13 protein-coding genes are annotated in these 17,174 nt (G+C 43.4%); 10 read left to right on the top strand and 3 right to left on the bottom strand.

Annotated elements, in window-relative coordinates:
- The first annotated feature begins 428 nt into the window (after positions 1-428).
- A complete protein-coding gene (locus PING_RS15365) occupies positions 429-1,115 on the top strand; it encodes a FadR/GntR family transcriptional regulator (protein ID WP_011771238.1) in 687 nt (228 codons plus the stop codon).
- 611 nt (positions 1,116-1,726) lie between these two features.
- On the opposite strand, the gene PING_RS15370 is transcribed toward PING_RS15365, so the two are convergent.
- From PING_RS15370 to PING_RS15380, 3 genes are all read right to left on the bottom strand, one after another.
- Positions 1,727-1,987 carry a hypothetical protein gene (locus PING_RS15370; protein ID WP_041766575.1) on the bottom strand — a complete coding sequence of 87 codons (261 nt, stop codon included), beginning with the start codon at positions 1,985-1,987 and terminating at the stop codon, positions 1,727-1,729.
- A 1,178-nt stretch (positions 1,988-3,165) separates the two neighbouring features.
- On the bottom strand, positions 3,166-4,053 hold the full coding sequence (locus PING_RS15375; protein ID WP_011771240.1) for a response regulator transcription factor: 888 nt from the start codon (positions 4,051-4,053) through the stop codon (positions 3,166-3,168).
- Positions 4,043-7,408: a hybrid sensor histidine kinase/response regulator gene (locus tag PING_RS15380; protein WP_011771241.1), complete on the bottom strand. Its 3,366-nt coding sequence runs from the start codon at positions 7,406-7,408 to the stop codon at positions 4,043-4,045. Before PING_RS15380 ends, PING_RS15375 begins: the two co-directional genes overlap by 11 nt.
- Before the next feature lie 434 nt (positions 7,409-7,842).
- Between PING_RS15380 and urtA the strand changes: the two genes are divergently transcribed.
- The 9 genes from urtA to ureC all read left to right on the top strand — a co-directional run bounded on the left by urtA (position 7,843) and on the right by ureC (position 17,016).
- Positions 7,843-9,120, top strand: a complete 1,278-nt coding sequence (gene urtA / locus PING_RS15385) for an urea ABC transporter substrate-binding protein (protein WP_011771242.1) — start codon at positions 7,843-7,845, stop codon at positions 9,118-9,120.
- Positions 9,121-9,215: 95 nt separating this feature from the next.
- Positions 9,216-10,859, top strand: coding sequence for an urea ABC transporter permease subunit UrtB (gene urtB, locus PING_RS15390; RefSeq protein WP_011771243.1), 1,644 nt, complete (start codon positions 9,216-9,218; stop codon positions 10,857-10,859).
- Positions 10,859-12,031: an urea ABC transporter permease subunit UrtC gene (gene urtC / locus PING_RS15395; RefSeq protein WP_011771244.1), complete on the top strand. Its 1,173-nt coding sequence runs from the start codon at positions 10,859-10,861 to the stop codon at positions 12,029-12,031. The genes urtB and urtC overlap by 1 nt, the downstream gene beginning before the upstream one ends.
- Complete coding sequence (gene urtD, locus PING_RS15400) at positions 12,028-12,843, top strand: urea ABC transporter ATP-binding protein UrtD (RefSeq protein ID WP_011771245.1); 816 nt, start codon at positions 12,028-12,030, stop codon at positions 12,841-12,843. The genes urtC and urtD overlap by 4 nt, the downstream gene beginning before the upstream one ends.
- The gene (gene urtE / locus PING_RS15405; protein WP_011771246.1) at positions 12,840-13,535 is read left to right on the top strand and encodes an urea ABC transporter ATP-binding subunit UrtE; all 696 of its coding nucleotides are present in this window, start codon (positions 12,840-12,842) and stop codon (positions 13,533-13,535) included. The genes urtD and urtE overlap by 4 nt, the downstream gene beginning before the upstream one ends.
- Before the next feature lie 46 nt (positions 13,536-13,581).
- Entirely contained in the window at positions 13,582-14,523 is a 942-nt protein-coding gene (locus PING_RS15410; protein WP_011771247.1) for an urease accessory protein UreD, read from the top strand.
- A 38-nt stretch (positions 14,524-14,561) separates the two neighbouring features.
- Positions 14,562-14,864 carry an urease subunit gamma gene (locus PING_RS15415; RefSeq protein ID WP_011771248.1) on the top strand — a complete coding sequence of 101 codons (303 nt, stop codon included), beginning with the start codon at positions 14,562-14,564 and terminating at the stop codon, positions 14,862-14,864.
- A gap of 141 nt (positions 14,865-15,005) precedes the next feature.
- Entirely contained in the window at positions 15,006-15,311 is a 306-nt protein-coding gene (locus PING_RS15420) for an urease subunit beta (RefSeq protein WP_011771249.1), read from the top strand.
- Position 15,312: 1 nt separating this feature from the next.
- Positions 15,313-17,016 (top strand): urease subunit alpha, encoded by a 1,704-nt coding sequence (gene ureC, locus PING_RS15425; protein WP_011771250.1) that lies wholly within the window; start codon positions 15,313-15,315, stop codon positions 17,014-17,016.
- Positions 17,017-17,174 lie beyond the last annotated feature (158 nt).

Genomic DNA, 17,174 nt, shown 5'->3' on the forward strand with positions numbered 1-17,174 from the left:
TTTTCCCTATGTTGCTAGCAAGAATATTAGGCACAATGGCTGAGACTAAATTAAAAAGATCGATGATAATGTGTGAAGGAAGCTAATAATTATTATATAAGCGTCCAATCTTATTAGCTTTTATTTTATTTGCTGTCTATTCTATTTATGTAATACAAAACAACGAGCGTCACGGGAAAAAGACGATTTATAAAAAACATAAAATTTAATTATCTTCAATTAGCAAAAAAATGTATTATTGTCATACATAACATCGATTTATTACTAGCGAGCAATCATAAAAAATTATTAATTTATTGTTAATAATTTGTCAATGCTTTGTTAATATGTTACCTATGCATTGTTAATGTATATAACAGTAATAAGTATTATTATTACTAACGGTGCTATTGACTCCTGTCTTATATTTCGCATGCATAAGGGTTACAATGTCGTCTTCAAGTTTTAGCACAATCTCAGCCTCAGCACGTAATTTGCATCTACAAGTTGCTCGTACAATTGCGCAAGGCATTTTGTCTGGTGCTTTACCTCAAGGATCCAAAATTCCGAATGAAATGACTTTATGTGACCAATTCGGTGTCAGTCGAACAGCTTTACGTGAAGCGATAAAGTTGCTCAGTTCAAAAGGTTTATTACGATCTAAACCGAAAATAGGCACAACTGTAACGGATAAAACCAATTGGAATTTTATCGATCCGCAATTACTTGAATGGATGGATGGCCTTGAAAATTCAAAGGTTTTTTATCAACAATTTCTAGGTTTACGAAAAGCGATTGAACCCGAAGCCTGCGCATTAGCTGCAAAAAATGCTTCGGCTGAACAACGTATCGAACTTTCAGATACTTTTCAAAAGATGGAAGAAATTGCAAAAGATTTTGATCATGACCGTTGGGCAGAAGTAGACATGCATTTCCATCGTTTGATTTTCTTATCAACAGGCAATGACTTCTATTTACCTTTCGGTAACGTTTTAGCAACCATCTTTATGAGTTTTATTCTCTATACATCAGAAGATACTGGTGTATGTATTAAAGAGCGTCGCGCAATTTATGTGGCAATTATGGCAGGTAAAGAAGAACAAGCACGCGAAGCATCCCGATTTTCACTCCTTTAAGAAAAACACCCTTTTCCAAATAATTTTGCGGTTTAAAACAATTTGCAGATATTTTTTAGTTGTTTAATTAGAGAAATGGCGAGCTTAGCTCGCCTTTTTTATATCTGCAGGGTAATCAGCGATCTGGTCGCTATCATTTGTAAGCAATTGATTGAACTTTCTTTGTTGGTATTCCACCCTTGGCGGCGAGTTACTGGTGAAAACCGAAATGCAGTTTCGCACATGCAATTTGAACTGCCAAAGTGCATAACTCTCTCGCACTGTGAAACTGCATTTTGGTTTCTCATCTGCACGCCGTCAGGGCGAAAGACAACAATAAAAACTATAACAAGTGCTCTCAAGCACAAGCTGACGAATAACCGATATAGCTCGGGAATGATAGGCGTTTGATTGAGCGGATTAAATTTTTATCTGATTGCTTAGTAAAATAAAAACATTGATCGTTTGCATTGGCGCGCCATTAGCAAAATAAAAGAAAAGCACCTTAACTGAGTCTTTGCGATCCAAAAAACAGACTTAAAACCGAACATAGTCAAGGAAAATCGCTGTGCAGCATCATCAAATTCATTTCATAACGTAAAAATATTTCCCCGTCATTCATCAGCTTTATTTTATTCCGCATAGCCAAAAGAGGGAGAACCATTAATACACCATCTTGCAGTTTCAGGCACACCGATTTCCGCCGTCTCGTAGCGCTCAACAAATTCGAGGAGACATTTAGCTGCCCCTTTCGCTAATGACATACCCGATCTTCCGCCGTCTACATCTAAAAATTTAAACTCTTCGCGCTTATATCCATGTTCGTAGATATGTTCAGCAAACGCATCTACTAAGGCTTCTTTTGAGTTATATTTTGTTATTTCTAATGGCATAATTTTTTCTCTATTAGTTATTATCTGATTGTTCATGAATCTTAGGCTTCTATAAATTCCGCAGCCTAATTCGCGCTGTTTTATCAGTCCAAAAAAGATCATTATCTTGCTATTGCTTAACCTGCTAGTTTATAAATAAATTTGTACTTCTATAATCATCTTTGGCCCATATTGATATAAGTCGTCAATAAACGATGCACGGTAGCGCTAAAGTTATATTCATACGTTCCCTTTGGTTAGGTCATAAAATCTAATAGTTATATTGTTATATTGTTAAGTCCAATAGTTATGTGGTTAAACCCAATATTTTCCGAAGTGTATTTTTATTAGATTTACCATAACAAGTTGCAGATTTTTTTACTATGGTAGGGGGGAGGGTGCGCATTATGGAGAATGGTTGTCAGGTAATAGCTACCCTTCCACATAACAACAAAGTCCTTTAAATTGACTGCTAAATCTTTTAAGCATGGACTACTTTCCGGAATCACGCCTAAATATTTCCTTGGGCGCTTCACCGCGAGCACATCACTAACGGGGTGATATTGTCATTAAATTTATGCTCAGTTTTTATGTCACTGAATTTCATAGTTTTTTTAAGTTTCTTATATTAAAGTTAAGCCTATTTTTATCAGGCAAATGATGGACGATAAGCATAAATGGCGCACAGTAGAGACATTCACTCTTTTTTATTTTCAGGAAGGCACTCGACAACAAAACTATAACCAAACATTATAGCATTTTTATACTGTTTCATTAATCCCATGTAATCCCATGTAATCCCATGTAATCCCATCAACCTATTTAGAACATTTACGTTTTACATTGTAAACACTCAAACAAATTACCCTTATTTTTTATGGCCCTATTGAACTAAAAAATCTTTATTAGGATGTGCTTTTTTTTAGTGTTTGTTGATTGACACCAGGTTATTCAATAGAGGGGATAAGTTTAAATTTCATAAGGTTTCTATCTTATACCTTTCCAACATTATATTATTATACCTGTAAGTATGCACTTTTTTATAAAAATAAATCATATTAAAATGAATAAGTTAAATTATAGCCTACTGAATGCAGATGGTTTAACTTTACTCCACAGCACAATATTTGAGTATATTGCGCAAAGAGAAAGATGGGACATAACCCAAACCTTTATAAATAAACCAATGCTGCCACAGATTAAGCTTCCAGTATGCGAATAGATATTGCCGCCGCGGAGGTACGATTATCGACACCCAGTTTTTTATAAATCTGCTCTAAATGTTTATTAACAGTGCGCGGACTCATCTCTAAAATAAGTGAAATTTCCCAGCTTGTTTTACCATAGGAAACCCAATACAGCACTTCCGATTCACGTTTGGTGATGGGAAGTTTATTTTTTAAATCCTGCGGATTTTTTTGCGGTGCTTTTTGGACAATGCGCAGAAGATGCATATTTTCCTGCTGGCGCTCGTAATACACTTCTATCTGATCCGAAAAACAGTTTATTTTCAGATTTTGCGATTTGTCGGTTTTTAACCAGTTTTCTATTAATAGCGCCATACTCGCCCACGGACTTGGATTGTCCCCAGATGTCTGCTCTATTAAAGCATGCACATAAGGAGTTGCCCAGGAAAGCCGACCTAATTCACTGACACAAAATACATTTTTACCCGCATGGTCAAGTGCATCCTGCGCGCTTAATGCCAATTTCGCCGTTTCAATATGTCTTTTAATGCGCGCGATAACTTCATCGGGTGAAATAGGTTTAGTGACATAATCGACCCCTCCCGCTTCAAAACCTTTCACCACATCTTCAACATCGGTTAATCCGGTCATAAATATAATCGGGGTATTAGGCAAAATAAGCTTAAGACGCCGACAGGTTTCAAAACCATCCATTTGCGGCATCATAGCATCCAATAACACCACATCAGGTGGCACTTTCTCGGCGATAGCTAACGCCTGTAAGCCATTCAGAGCAACCAGCGCAGTATAACCCTGACTATTAAGAGCAACATTGAGCATGCCTAAAGATTCCGGGGAATCATCAACCACTAAAACAACATCACTGTTATTATGCTTCATGATTTAACTCACTTAAATATTCAATGATCTTAGGAAAATCACACACTTCAACATACTCCTTAATTTGTGATGCACTCGCTTGCGGATAGCAATATTGAGATTCTATCTCGGCAAATTTATCTTTAAAACCCGACAAATAACCAATTTCAGCCAGGGCGATTAAGGCTTGGTACTGCTCCCTCGGCACCCCTGGTTTATCCGGTCTGCTAAGGGCTGGCGTCTGGTTTTTTTCGCTCTCTTTATAGCGCCAGTGGAGATTCAATAACTGCGCAATTTTTCCCAGTAAAGCATCTAAATTGACCGGTTTTGCAATATAGCCGCTATGATAACCTTCTGCCTGTAAATTATACTCGGCATCACGGGCATTTGCCGAGACCATCAGCACAGGCATAGCATAATGCCTTTCACGTAGCAGTTTAACCATCTCCCAACCGTTCATTTGCGGCATGCGCACATCCAATAAAATCAGATCTACATCCTCATCTTCGAGCAGAGTGAAACCCTGCTGAGCATTTTCTGCCAGTAACACATCAAAACCAATCGGCTTTAATAAATCAGACATTAAGGCGCGCTGATTAAGTTCATCATCAACTACTAACAAGGTCTGTTTTTTGCCGCTATAGCCTGTTGCCTGCAATTTATTAAACTCAGGCTCTTTCGGATCTTTATGCAATTTAAACAGCATTAAGCGGAAATTAAAGGTCGACCCCTGGCCTATACTGCTAGTTAAACTTATCTCCCCGCCCATCAGTTCTGCCAAGGAGCGGGAAATAGTGAGCCCCAGCCCAGTCCCGCTAATCGCTTTTGTATGATCGTTCCTAATCTGCTCAAAGGGTTTGAAAATCAGCTCCTGATTACTTTTAGAAATACCCGGGCCTGTATCAATCACGCTAAAATGCGCTACTTCACTGCGATAGGTGACTTTAAAAGTGACGGACCCCTGCTCAGTGTATTTAATGGCATTGGAGATTAAATTAATCAGAATCTGCCGCAGGCGCTGCTTATCCGTGGCCACATAATCGGGCAGATTAGGACTGGCAAGATAATAGAATTTAAGCCTTTTTTTACTGGCTTGCATCTGAAACATATCAACAAGTTGCTGCAGAATCGCTTTTAAATTAAATTCATCACGCTGCAGGTTGACCCGGCCGGCTTCAATTTTAGATATTTCCAGAAGACCTTCAATAAGATCAGCTAAGTGCTCTCCATTACGTTTCACAATGCCAATGATTTCACGCTGCTTGAACGGCAGAGCCGGATCGCGGCTAAGTAACTGCGCATAACCCAATAATACATTGAGCGGCGTGCGCAGCTCGTGACTTAACCCGGCCAGATAACGGCTTTTTGCTTCATTAGCCGCTTCTGCCACTTCTTTGGCCACCTGCAGTGCAGATGAGGTCTGTTCATGAGCGTTACTCTCTTTGGCCAGCGCATTGGTCTGGGAGCGTAACTCTTTTAATGCAGTCTGATTGCCGCTGCGCACTAAAATAAACAGCCAGCTCACCACCCCGATAATAATAAGCAGTAAAAAAAATATTTTGACCAGAGTACTGGCAAAGACCTGCTTAACGCGGGGATCATCCAAAGGAACCTGCTGATAGATCAAAAACAAAATACCAGCACTGAGAAAACTTAAGGTAAAAGTCAGCGCGAGAAACTGGCTAAGAGGACTGGCCAGTTTTCTAAGCAATTGCGCGCTTAAAAAACGACTGAAAAAATCATGCGTCTGCTGCGATAAAGTTGCGTTCGGACGGCACTTATCACCACAACGCACATCTAAACTGCAGCACAGGGAACAAATCGCTTTGCCATAGGCAGGGCAAAATGTCATATCTTCAGGATCGAAGGCATTTTCGCAAATATGGCACTTAGTGATTTTATGAATTGGGGTTCTATCGCTTGCCACTAAATAATACTTACCTTGGGTTAACCAGCCTATTAAGGGCACAGTGATAAAAGGTAAAAAACAGGCAATAAAAGAGGCCAGTGCTTTTATGGTTTCACCATACCAGCCGAGATGTGCACTAAAACCGGCCAATGACGCGATCAGCATTGAACCAACACCGACCGGGTTAATATCGTATAAATGGGAGCGTTTAAATTCAATATGCTTGGGACTTATCCCCAAAGGTTTATTAATAACAAGATCCGCAACCACTGAGCTTAGCCAGGCTAAAACAAGCACCGAATAAACCGACAGCATGCTGGCAATAGCTTGGTAAATTCCAAGTTCCATCAGCAATAAAGCAATCGCGACATTAAATAACATCCACACCACACGGCCGGGATGAGTAAGGGTCACTCGCGAAAAGAAGTTTGACCATGCCAGCGAGCCAGCATAAGCATTGGCAACATTGATTTTTAACTGCGAAATGACCACAAAAGTACAGGCCACAATCATACTGATTTGAGGATTGGCAAAAACATAACCGTAGGCAAGTTGATACATATGTGCGGGATCGCCCGCAAGATCGCTCGCTATCCCCTGCTGCAGCGCAAAATAGGCCAGAAAGGATCCTAAAAACAGTTTCAATGCACCAAAAAAAATCCAACCCGGTCCACCAGCAATCAGAGCCAGCCACCATCGCCACGCACCCTGCTGCGGTTTTTCAGGTAAAAAACGCAGAAAATCCACTTGCTCGCCAATCTGCGCCACTAAAGATAACAATACCGCGGACGCAGCGCCAAACAATAACAGGTTAAATGACCCGCCAGATTCCCCCACTTTGCCGGTAAAGTTAACCCAAGCATCGAGCTGACTGTCGGCGTGTGTAAAAACAAAAAACAGCGGCAGCAGCTGCAGTGCAATCCACAGGGGCTGTGTCCACACCTGAAAACGGCTGATATAGGTAATACCGTGTGTCACTAAGGGCAAGACCAATAATGCGCTGATGATATAACCTATTGATAAGGGCAATCCAAACAGCATTTGCAGCGCCATTGACATAATAGAGGCTTCAAGGGCAAAAAAGATAAAAGTAAAAGAAGCGTAGATAAGGGAGGCAATGGTTGAACCGATATAACCAAATCCGGCGCCACGGCTGAGCAGGTCGATATCTACACCGTATTTTGCCGCGTAATAACTGATCGGCAGCCCGGTAAAAAAGATAATAAAAGTCACCGCCAAAATCGCCCACGCCGAATTTTCAAAGCCGTAGTTAAGCGTAATCGCCCCGCCAATCGCTTCTAATACCAGAAAAGAGACCGTCCCTAATGCCGTCACGGAAATACGGTTTAATGACCACTTTCTGGCACGTCTCGCCGTAAAACGTAGGGCAAAATCTTCCATCATCTCGTTAGCAACGAGCTTATTATAAGTACGGCGGGCTTTTACTATTTTCTGATTAGCTATCATAAGGTACGACTTGCTTTAAGTGACTTAGTTTAAATAAATATTTCTAAATGAATAGGTTGAGCTTAACTGGCTTAGTTTGGGGCAAATATTCTACTATTTCATACCACTAGCATGGCCATTTATACGCATAGATTGACGTAATAGGTTTGGTTTTTGTGTAAATGACCAACTACTTTATACCACCAGCAAAGCCATTTGTATGCATAGTTTTACGTAGTTAGTTCAGTTTGCCGGCATATTTTATAGCACTAACAGAGCCATTTATATGCGTAGTTTTACGTAGTCTATTGCGTCTTTCTGCGCATTTAATGCTTGCCTAAATTACCGGATACTAAGCCCACTTGTAGTAAAGGTTGTGATTAAGATTTTTAGCCGGTCATTTAAGCCGATAAAAAAGTTTTAACACCTAATGATAAAGATAAAGGAAATTCACTATGAAATTTAAAAAGCTTATTTTAGCCAGTTCAATTGTTGCGACGGGGTTAATGACCAATTTAACCTATGCAGCAGAGAACATCAAAGTCGGCGTATTACATTCTTTATCAGGCACTATGGCTATCAGTGAAACAACACTCAAAGATACCGTGCTGATGATGATAGCGGATCAAAATGCCAAAGGCGGTCTGCTTGGCAAAAAACTGGAAGCAGTGGTCGTTGATCCAGCTTCAAACTGGCCTCTTTTTGCTGAGAAAGGACGCGAGCTGCTTGCCAAAGAAAAAGTCGATGTTATTTTCGGCAGCTGGACTTCTGTATCGCGTAAGTCTGTATTACCTGTCCTTGAAGAGCTCAATGGACTGATGTTCTATCCGGTTCAGTATGAAGGTGAAGAGTCATCGCAAAATGTATTTTACACCGGCGCTGCACCAAACCAGCAGGCTATTCCTGCGGTTGATTACCTGATGAATGATATCGGGGCAGAACGTTGGGTATTACTAGGTACAGATTATGTCTACCCGCGTACCACCAATAAAATATTAGAAGCTTACCTGTTATCAAAAGGGGTCGAAGCGAAAGATATTATGATCAACTACACACCTTTCGGTCATTCAGACTGGCAGAATATTGTTGCTGATGTGAAAACATTTGGCTCAACAGGTAAGAAAACAGCTGTTGTATCAACCATTAACGGTGACGCTAATATCCCCTTCTACAAAGAACTGGGTAACCAGGGCATTTCAGCTGAAGATATTCCTGTAATGGCATTCTCTGTCGGTGAAGAAGAGCTGTCTGGTTTTGATACCACTCCGCTAGTGGGCCACTTAGCAGCTTGGAACTACTTCCAAAGTGTTAGAACAGAAGAAAACGACAAATTTATCAAAAGCTGGAAAAAATTTATTGGCGATGATGAACGCGTGACTAATGATCCGATGGAAGCGACCTATATAGGTTTCAAAATGTGGGTCAAAGCGGTTGAGAAAGCGGGTACGACGGACGTTGATGCCGTTGAACAAGCGATGATTGGCATAGCAGTACCTAACTTAACCGGCGGCATTGCCGTGATGAACGCCAACCACCATTTATCTAAGCCTGTACTGATTGGTGAAATTCAAGCAAATGGTCAGTTTGAAGTCGTTTGGTCAACACCTGATACAGTTATCGGTGATGCATGGTCAGATTTTCTACCCGTCTCTAAAGACTTAATCTCAGATTGGACTGCCCCCGTGAGCTGTGGCAACTTTAATATCAAAACAGCTAAATGCTCTGGTGAATAAACCTCAGTTATAGTGAATATAAAGTGATTATCAGAGAGGTAACAATACCTCTCTTTTTTATAAGAAGTAGATTATTTAACATTAAGGAAAAGCTAATGTTACGAATATTTTCCCTGTTGGTTTTCTCCTGCATGTCGTGGTTTGCCCTTGCCGAAAATGCGCCGGCAACAGAGAGCAACACTCAATTCGAAACACTGCTTGCGCAGTTACCGTCAACCAAATTATCCAAAATGGCGCCTTTAGTAGATAAAATCGCAGCGCAACCATCACCGCAAGTACCGGAACTGCTGCAGCACTTAATGGAGGGCGAGCTGTATTACCTGAAAGCCGCTAACGAGCTTGTCTATGCTCAGCCAAACCAGCAACAAACCTATGATTTAACGTCTGTTTTAAAGACCGAAGCATTAGCACCCGTCAGTATTTATGCACTCAAAAAAATCAGAACTAATAACCGTATCCGCGGGCAAATTCGTGATTTGCTGGCCAATATGTATTTATCCAATAGCTCTCCTGCCGTTCGCCTGCAGGCTATTAAGCAGCTTTTAGATAACCCGAGTAAAACCGGCATAACCAGCATTACGCGATTAATAAAAACAGAGCAGGAAAAAGAGATACGCGAACTGATGTCCGTGGTGCTGCTGATTGAGCAGTTAGAGAAAGGTCAGACGGCTGAAAAACTCGCCGCTATTAGCCAGTTAGAAGGCAGATTGGAACCGACGGTTAAAAATGCACTGGTAAAAGAGCTTAAAAAATTATCTGCTTCACAAGACTTATCTATTTCACAAGATAAGAGCGAACTTCATAAAGCACTCACCCGTGCTATTGGTCAAATGGAACAGGATGGTGATTTCTACCAGCTGCTTGATTATCTCTTCTTTGGCTTAAGCATGGGCTCGGTTTTATTACTGGCAGCCATCGGTTTGACTATTACCTTTGGAGTCATGGGCGTGATTAATATGGCCCACGGTGAAATGATGATGCTTGGTGCCTATACCACTTATGTGATTCAGCAAACCTTTCCAAATTTAATAGAGTATTCACTGCTGATGGCGGTGCCCGCTGCCTTTTTGGTGTCAGGTTTAGTCGGTGTGTTAATTGAACGCGGCGTGATCCGTTTTCTAAAAGGACGCCCGTTAGAAACGCTGTTGGCTACTTTTGGTATCAGCCTTATTTTACAGCAATTAGTAAGAACGGTTTTCTCACCGCTCAACCGTCAAGTGGAAGCGCCACAGTGGATGAGCGGCTCACTGGAAATTAATCCTATTTTTTCATTAACCTATAACCGTTTATATATCATTATATTCGCGCTGATGGTGTTTTTCTCTTTATTAATGATTTTGAAAAAATCATCGCTGGGACTGCATGTGCGGGCCGTTTCACAAAACCGCGATATGGCACGCGCGCTAAGCATAAAAAGCTCATGGGTTGATGCCATCACCTTTGGCTTAGGATCAGGCGTTGCGGGCATCGCCGGTGTGGCATTAAGCCAGTTAACCAATGTTGGCCCTAACCTCGGACAGGACTATATTATTGATTCATTTTTGGTGGTGGTATTTGGTGGTGTCGGTAGCCTATGGGGCACATTAGTGGCCGCAATGACGCTGGGCACCTTTAACAAATTCTTAGAGCCGTCGATGGGGCCTGTTCTGGCTAATATCATCGTCCTGGTCGGGTTAGTCTTGTTTATTCAAAAACGACCTAAGGGCTTGTTTCCTCAAAAAGGGAGGTCTGCTGAATAATGAAAAATTTACTTCATTCACCTGGTTTTAAAAAACTTAACAGTTTACATTTTGTGATTGCGATTTTATTTATCACAACCCTGTATGTGACAGTGTGTAACTTAGCCTTTGCACCCGGCTCATTTTTTTATGTCAGTAATTATACTGTCTCCCTGCTCGGAAAATATCTTTGTTATGCCCTGCTCGCACTGGCAGTCGATTTAGTCTGGGGATATTGCGGTATTTTAAGCTTGGGCCACGGCGCTTTTTTTGCGCTCGGCGGTTATGCTATGGGGATGTATCTGATGCGCCAGATAGGCGATCGCGGTGTCTACGGCAACCCGGATCTGCCCGATTTTATGGTCTTTCTAAATTGGACTGAATTGCCCTGGTACTGGGCGGGCTCGGATAATGTCCTGTTTATGGTATTACTGGTCTTTGCCGGCCCCGGACTGCTTGCATACATTTTCGGTACGATGGCCTTTCGCTCCCGGGTAAGCGGTGTCTACTTGTCGATTATAACCCAGGCAATGACCTATGCACTGATGCTGTCATTCTTCCGTAATGAAATGGGCTTTGGCGGTAATAATGGCTTAACTGATTTTAAAGAGATTTTTGGTTTTTCATTGCAGTCACCGGATACCAAACTGGCACTGTTTGTCGCCACAGCCGTTGCACTGGCTTTTGGATACGCAGTCAGCCATTTTATTGTTAACTCAAAAATGGGCCGAGTGGTCACCGCGATTCGCGATGCTGAAGACCGAGTGCGTTTTGTTGGTTATAAACCCCAACATTACAAAGTGTGGATTTTTGTTGTCTCGGCAATGCTGGCAGGTCTGGCGGGTGCACTCTATGTCCCCCAGGTCGGCATGATCAATCCCGGCGAATTTTCACCTCTGAATTCCATTGAGATTGTTATCTGGGTCGCCATCGGCGGACGCGGCACTTTATATGGCGCAATTATTGGCGCAGTCGTGGTCAGTTATGCAAAAACACGTTTTACCGCGATTATGCCCGAAGTATGGCTATTTGGACTGGGTGGCCTGTTTGTTTTAGTCACCCTGTTATTACCCAAAGGAATTGCGGGTCTGTTTGCCAGTGTGCTCAATAAACTCGATCCACCCACACAGCCGGCAAACGAGCCACAAGCCCCCTCCACCACTGCAACTACAGCCGCGGAGAGTAAATCATGATAGTAAATAAACACGGCTCGCCCATCTCTTCAAAAGAGTCGATTAGCCCGGATACTTCGCACGGCATGATCTTATATGTGGAAGGGGTCAGTGTGAGCTTTGACGGTTTTAAAGCCCTTAACGATCTCAACTTGTATATCAAAGATGGCGAGCTGCGCTGCCTGATCGGTGCCAACGGGGCGGGTAAAACCACCTTGATGGATGTTATTACCGGCAAAACCCGGCCCGACACAGGTAAAGTCAGTTTCGGTCAGCAGATAGATCTGCTGGAGCTTGATGAATCGCAGATTGCCCGCGCGGGAATAGGACGTAAGTTTCAAAAACCTACGGTCTTTGAAGCGCTGAGCGTATTTGAAAATATAGAGCTCAGCCTTAAAGGCGATAAAGGCATTTGGAGCGCACTGTTTCATAAACTCAGCGGCGCACAAAAAGATAAAATAGATGAAGTGCTTGAGACTATCGGCTTGATTGCCGAGCGCCACTACCCGGCCGGGCGTTTATCCCACGGCCAGAAACAGTGGCTCGAAATTGGCATGCTGCTCGCTGCAGAGCCGCGCCTGTTATTGGTTGATGAGCCCGTTGCGGGGATGACAGCGCAGGAGACCGAGCGTACTGCCGAGTTATTAACCTCACTGGCAGGCAAACATTCAGTGGTCGTCGTTGAACATGATATGGCCTTTGTACGCTCCATTGCCCGAACTGTCACCGTATTGCATCAGGGTTCAGTACTGGCTGAAGGATCAATGAATGAAATTCAGGAAAATAAAGATGTACGGGAAGTTTATTTGGGTGAGGAGCAGGCTGAATTATGATTGAATTAAAATCGGTTGATCAAAAATATGGCGGCACGCAGATATTATGGGATCTCTCCCTTGATATTAAACAAGGATCGCGCACCTGCATTATGGGCCGTAACGGGGTAGGCAAAACCACCCTGCTGAAAACTATTATGGGTTTATTGCCGATAAGCTCAGGCAGTTTAGTGATTAACGGTCACGACATGAGTAAAGGCAGCGTCGAAAAGCGCCCTGAAATAGGTGTCGGTTACGTGCCGCAGGGGCGTCATATTTTTCCGCAGTTGACCGTTGAAGAAAATTTAAAGATAAGTTTAAATTGTTCGCGTCAACCCAGTAAAAGCATACCAAAACATATCTTTAAACTCTTTCCGGTGCTCCAGGAAATGCTTCACCGGCGCGGAGGGGATCTCTCCGGCGGGCAGCAGCAGCAACTGGCGATCGCCCGCGCCTTAGTGCTCAATCCGGATATTCTTATTTTGGATGAGCCCAACGAAGGTATTCAGCCCAATATAGTGCAGCTGATCCGCGATGTGCTGCTAAAGTTAAATAAAGAACAGGGCATGACCATTATTTTGGTTGAGCAGAAGCTGCCCTTTGCACGCGCGGTTGGTGAATATTTCCATCTGATGGAAAAAGGCCAGGTTATCGCTTCTGGGGAAATGCAGGAACTAACAGATCAGCTGGTGGGTAAATACTTAGCGGTATAAATAAGCTTAGATCGGGATAGGCAAACCGAATAAAGGTTAAATAAGGATGATTAATTTAAGCATGTTAAGCACTGTCATAACAAAACCGCCGATCACAGCAAAGCCAAAAAACCAATGGCTGGCGCATTTAATGCTGGAATTTAGCGACACTCCGGTCGGTACGCAGCTGACCCGCACCAAACGTAAAGGGCCGCTGTCAGTGCAGAAAGCGTTTTATCCTGAGGGGCCTGACTGCGCGCATATTTATCTGCTACATCCACCCGCGGGAATAGTCTCCGGGGATGAGCTGCGGATTGGCATTGACGTAAAAAAAAATGCCCATTTGTTATTTACCACCCCAGGGGCCGGACGTTTTTACCGCGCCCGTGAAGATCTCACTATTGGGGATTCTCAGCAGACTCAAATCACTCAATTTGACCTTGAGGCGCAGGCAAAATGTGAAAATTTTCCGCAGGAAACCATCGTTTATGAAGGTGCCGACGGCTTTAATAGCGTGGATATAAACTTAACATCGACAAGTGTTTATCTCGGTTGGGATATCACTTGCCTGGGGCTGCCTAATTCAGATCAAACCTTTATTAAGGGAAAATACTGTCAGTTAAACCGCCTGTTTTGTGACGCTAAACTTATTTATCATGATCGTATTAGTCTGTCACCAAGCAATAATTTATTGGCGCACCCGGCAGGTCTCGCGGGCAACACGGTTTTTGCGACATTTTTAGCCTATGCCCCTATCTTGCACAATAACCCTGAGCATTCCAATAAACCCCAGCAGCATAAAGCCTTAGTGATGCAGATTCGAGCAAAAATAACAGCAGAAAGTGCCCAGGAAAAAGTCAGTATTACGGAAATTAACGGTTTATTAGTGATCCGTTATTTAGGGCATCACGCTCAGGAGTGCAAGCAGTTATTTATCAGCTTATGGCAACTATTGCGACCTTTATTATTGAATAAAACGGCGGTGCAACCGCGAATTTGGCACACCTGACTGGTACTCATAACTGACACACATAAAAAGAGATTATTATGGACTTATTACCTCGAGAAAAAGACAAGTTACTGATTTTCACCGCCGCGTTACTTGCAGAACGACGTTTAAATCGCGGTTTAAAACTCAATTATCCCGAAGCCATGGCCTATATCTCCATGGAGATTATTGAAGGTGCGCGTGACGGAAAAAGCGTGGCGGAAATGATGGATTATGGCCGTACTTTACTGACCCGCGATCAGGTAATGGATGGCATCGCCGAGCTGATTCCCGATGTACAGGTTGAAGCCACTTTTGTCGATGGCACTAAGCTTGTGACTGTGCATAACCCGATTATTTAACACGGCGATTGGCTATCAGCTATCAGCTGCGAGCTTTCGAGCTTCGAGCCTTCGAGCTTCGAGCCTTCGAGCTTCGAGCTTCGAGTTGCGGGCTGACGGCCGACCGCCGACCGCCGACAGCAGTATTTTAAGGAGCAATTTATGATTCCAGGTGAAATAAAAACAGATGCCGGTGACCTGCAGTTAAATGTGGGTTGTGAGCAATTAACAGTGACGGTGGCAAATTCTGGTGATCGCCCGATTCAAGTCGGCTCACACTATCATTTTTATGAAGTCAATCCGGCCCTTAAATTTGAGCGGGAAAAGTGTCGCGGTTATCGTCTTGATATCACCTCCGGCACCGCCGTGCGTTTTGAGCCGGGTCAGCAACGCCAAGTCACATTGATAGCCTATCGCGGTAAACGCCGGGTATTTGGCTTTCGTGCAAGCATTCAAGGAGATCTATAAAATGGCAACAATTGATAAGCATTCCTATGCACATATGTTCGGGCCTACTGTGGGTGATCGGGTACGTTTAGCCGATACCGATTTATGGTTAGAAGTTGAAAAAGATTATACCCAGTACGGTGAAGAAGTTAAATTTGGCGGCGGCAAAGTCATTCGTGACGGCATGGGACAAAGCCAGGCATCCTGTTTTGATACCGTGGACTTGGTTATAACCAACGCGCTGATTGTTGATCACTGGGGAATAATTAAAGCCGATGTGGGCATTAAAGAAGGCCGAATCGCTATTATAGGTAAAGCAGGCAACCCGGATATTCAGGACAATATTGATATCGAAATTGGCCCGGGTACCGAAGTGATTGCTGGTGAAGGTAAAATATTAACCGCCGGCGGCATTGATGCGCATATTCACTTTATTTGCCCGCAGCAGATTGAAGAGGCGCAAATGTCGGGAGTCACCACTATGATAGGCGGCGGCACCGGTCCGGCAACAGGCACTAATGCGACAACCTGCACCTCCGGTCCATGGAATATTCATAAAATGCTGCAGGCCACCAACGATTTCGCCATGAACTTTGGCTTTCTCGGCAAAGGTAATACCAGCTTGCCGCTCGCGCTTGAAGAGCAAATTGAAGCGGGTGTGTGCGGCTTAAAACTCCATGAAGACTGGGGCACGACTCCGGCGTCCATTGATAACTGTTTAGCCGTTGCCGAACGCTATGATGTGCAGGTAGCCATTCATACAGACACCTTAAATGAGGCGGGTTTTGTCGAAGATACTATGGCCGCTTTTAAAGGTCGCACTATTCATACCTACCATACCGAAGGTGCGGGCGGCGGGCATTCCCCTGATATTATTCGCGCCTGTGGTGAGCCCAATGTACTGCCCTCTTCAACTAATCCGACCCGTCCTTATACGGTTAATACCATAGATGAACACCTTGATATGCTGATGGTTTGTCATCATCTTGACCCCTCTATTCCTGAAGATGTTGCCTTTGCCGATTCGCGTATTCGCAAAGAGAGTATTGCCGCCGAGGATATTATGCATGATCTCGGCGCAATCAGCATGATCGCCTCGGACTCTCAAGCGATGGGCCGTGTTGGGGAAATGATCACCCGTACCTGGCAGACTGCCAATAAAATGAAACAGCAGCGCGGGCCATTAGCACCCGATACCGAGCGCAATGATAACTTCCGTATAAAACGCTATATCGCCAAATACACTATTAATCCCGCGATTAGCCACGGCATCAGCCATGAAGTTGGCTCCATTGAAGTGGGTAAACTGGCCGATTTAGTATTATGGAAACCGGCCTTTTTCGGCATTAAACCGGCGATGATCTTAAAATCGGGCTTTATTGCCGCCGCGCCGATGGGCGATGCCAATGCCTCGATTCCAACACCTCAACCCGTTTATTATCGCCCTATGTTTGGCTCATTCGGATCGGCGGCGGCGAAAACCTCCATGACTTTTTTATCCCAGGCAGCGATTGATCAAGGTGTGCCAGAAAAAATCGGCATGACCCGCATGGTCGGCGTGTGTAAAAACACCCGCAATATTGGCAAAAAGGACATGATCCATAACAACTGGCAGCCAAAAATTGAAGTGGATGCACAGACCTATGAAGTGCGCGCTGATGGAGAGCTTTTAACCTGTGAGCCGGCCACCGAACTGCCACTCACACAACGCTACTGCTTATTTTAGAAATTATTATTCAGCAGCATTGAAATAGAGTGGCTAAAGACACAATAATTAACCACAGAGTGCACAGAGCACACCGAGAAATAAAAATTTAAGATCATCTGTTTTTTTTCTCGGTGTAGCGCGCAGCGCCTCTTATTTCTCTGTGGTAGAGCATTGTT

The sequence above is a fragment of the Psychromonas ingrahamii 37 genome (genome assembly GCF_000015285.1).
GTDB lineage: Bacteria > Pseudomonadota > Gammaproteobacteria > Enterobacterales > Psychromonadaceae > Psychromonas > Psychromonas ingrahamii.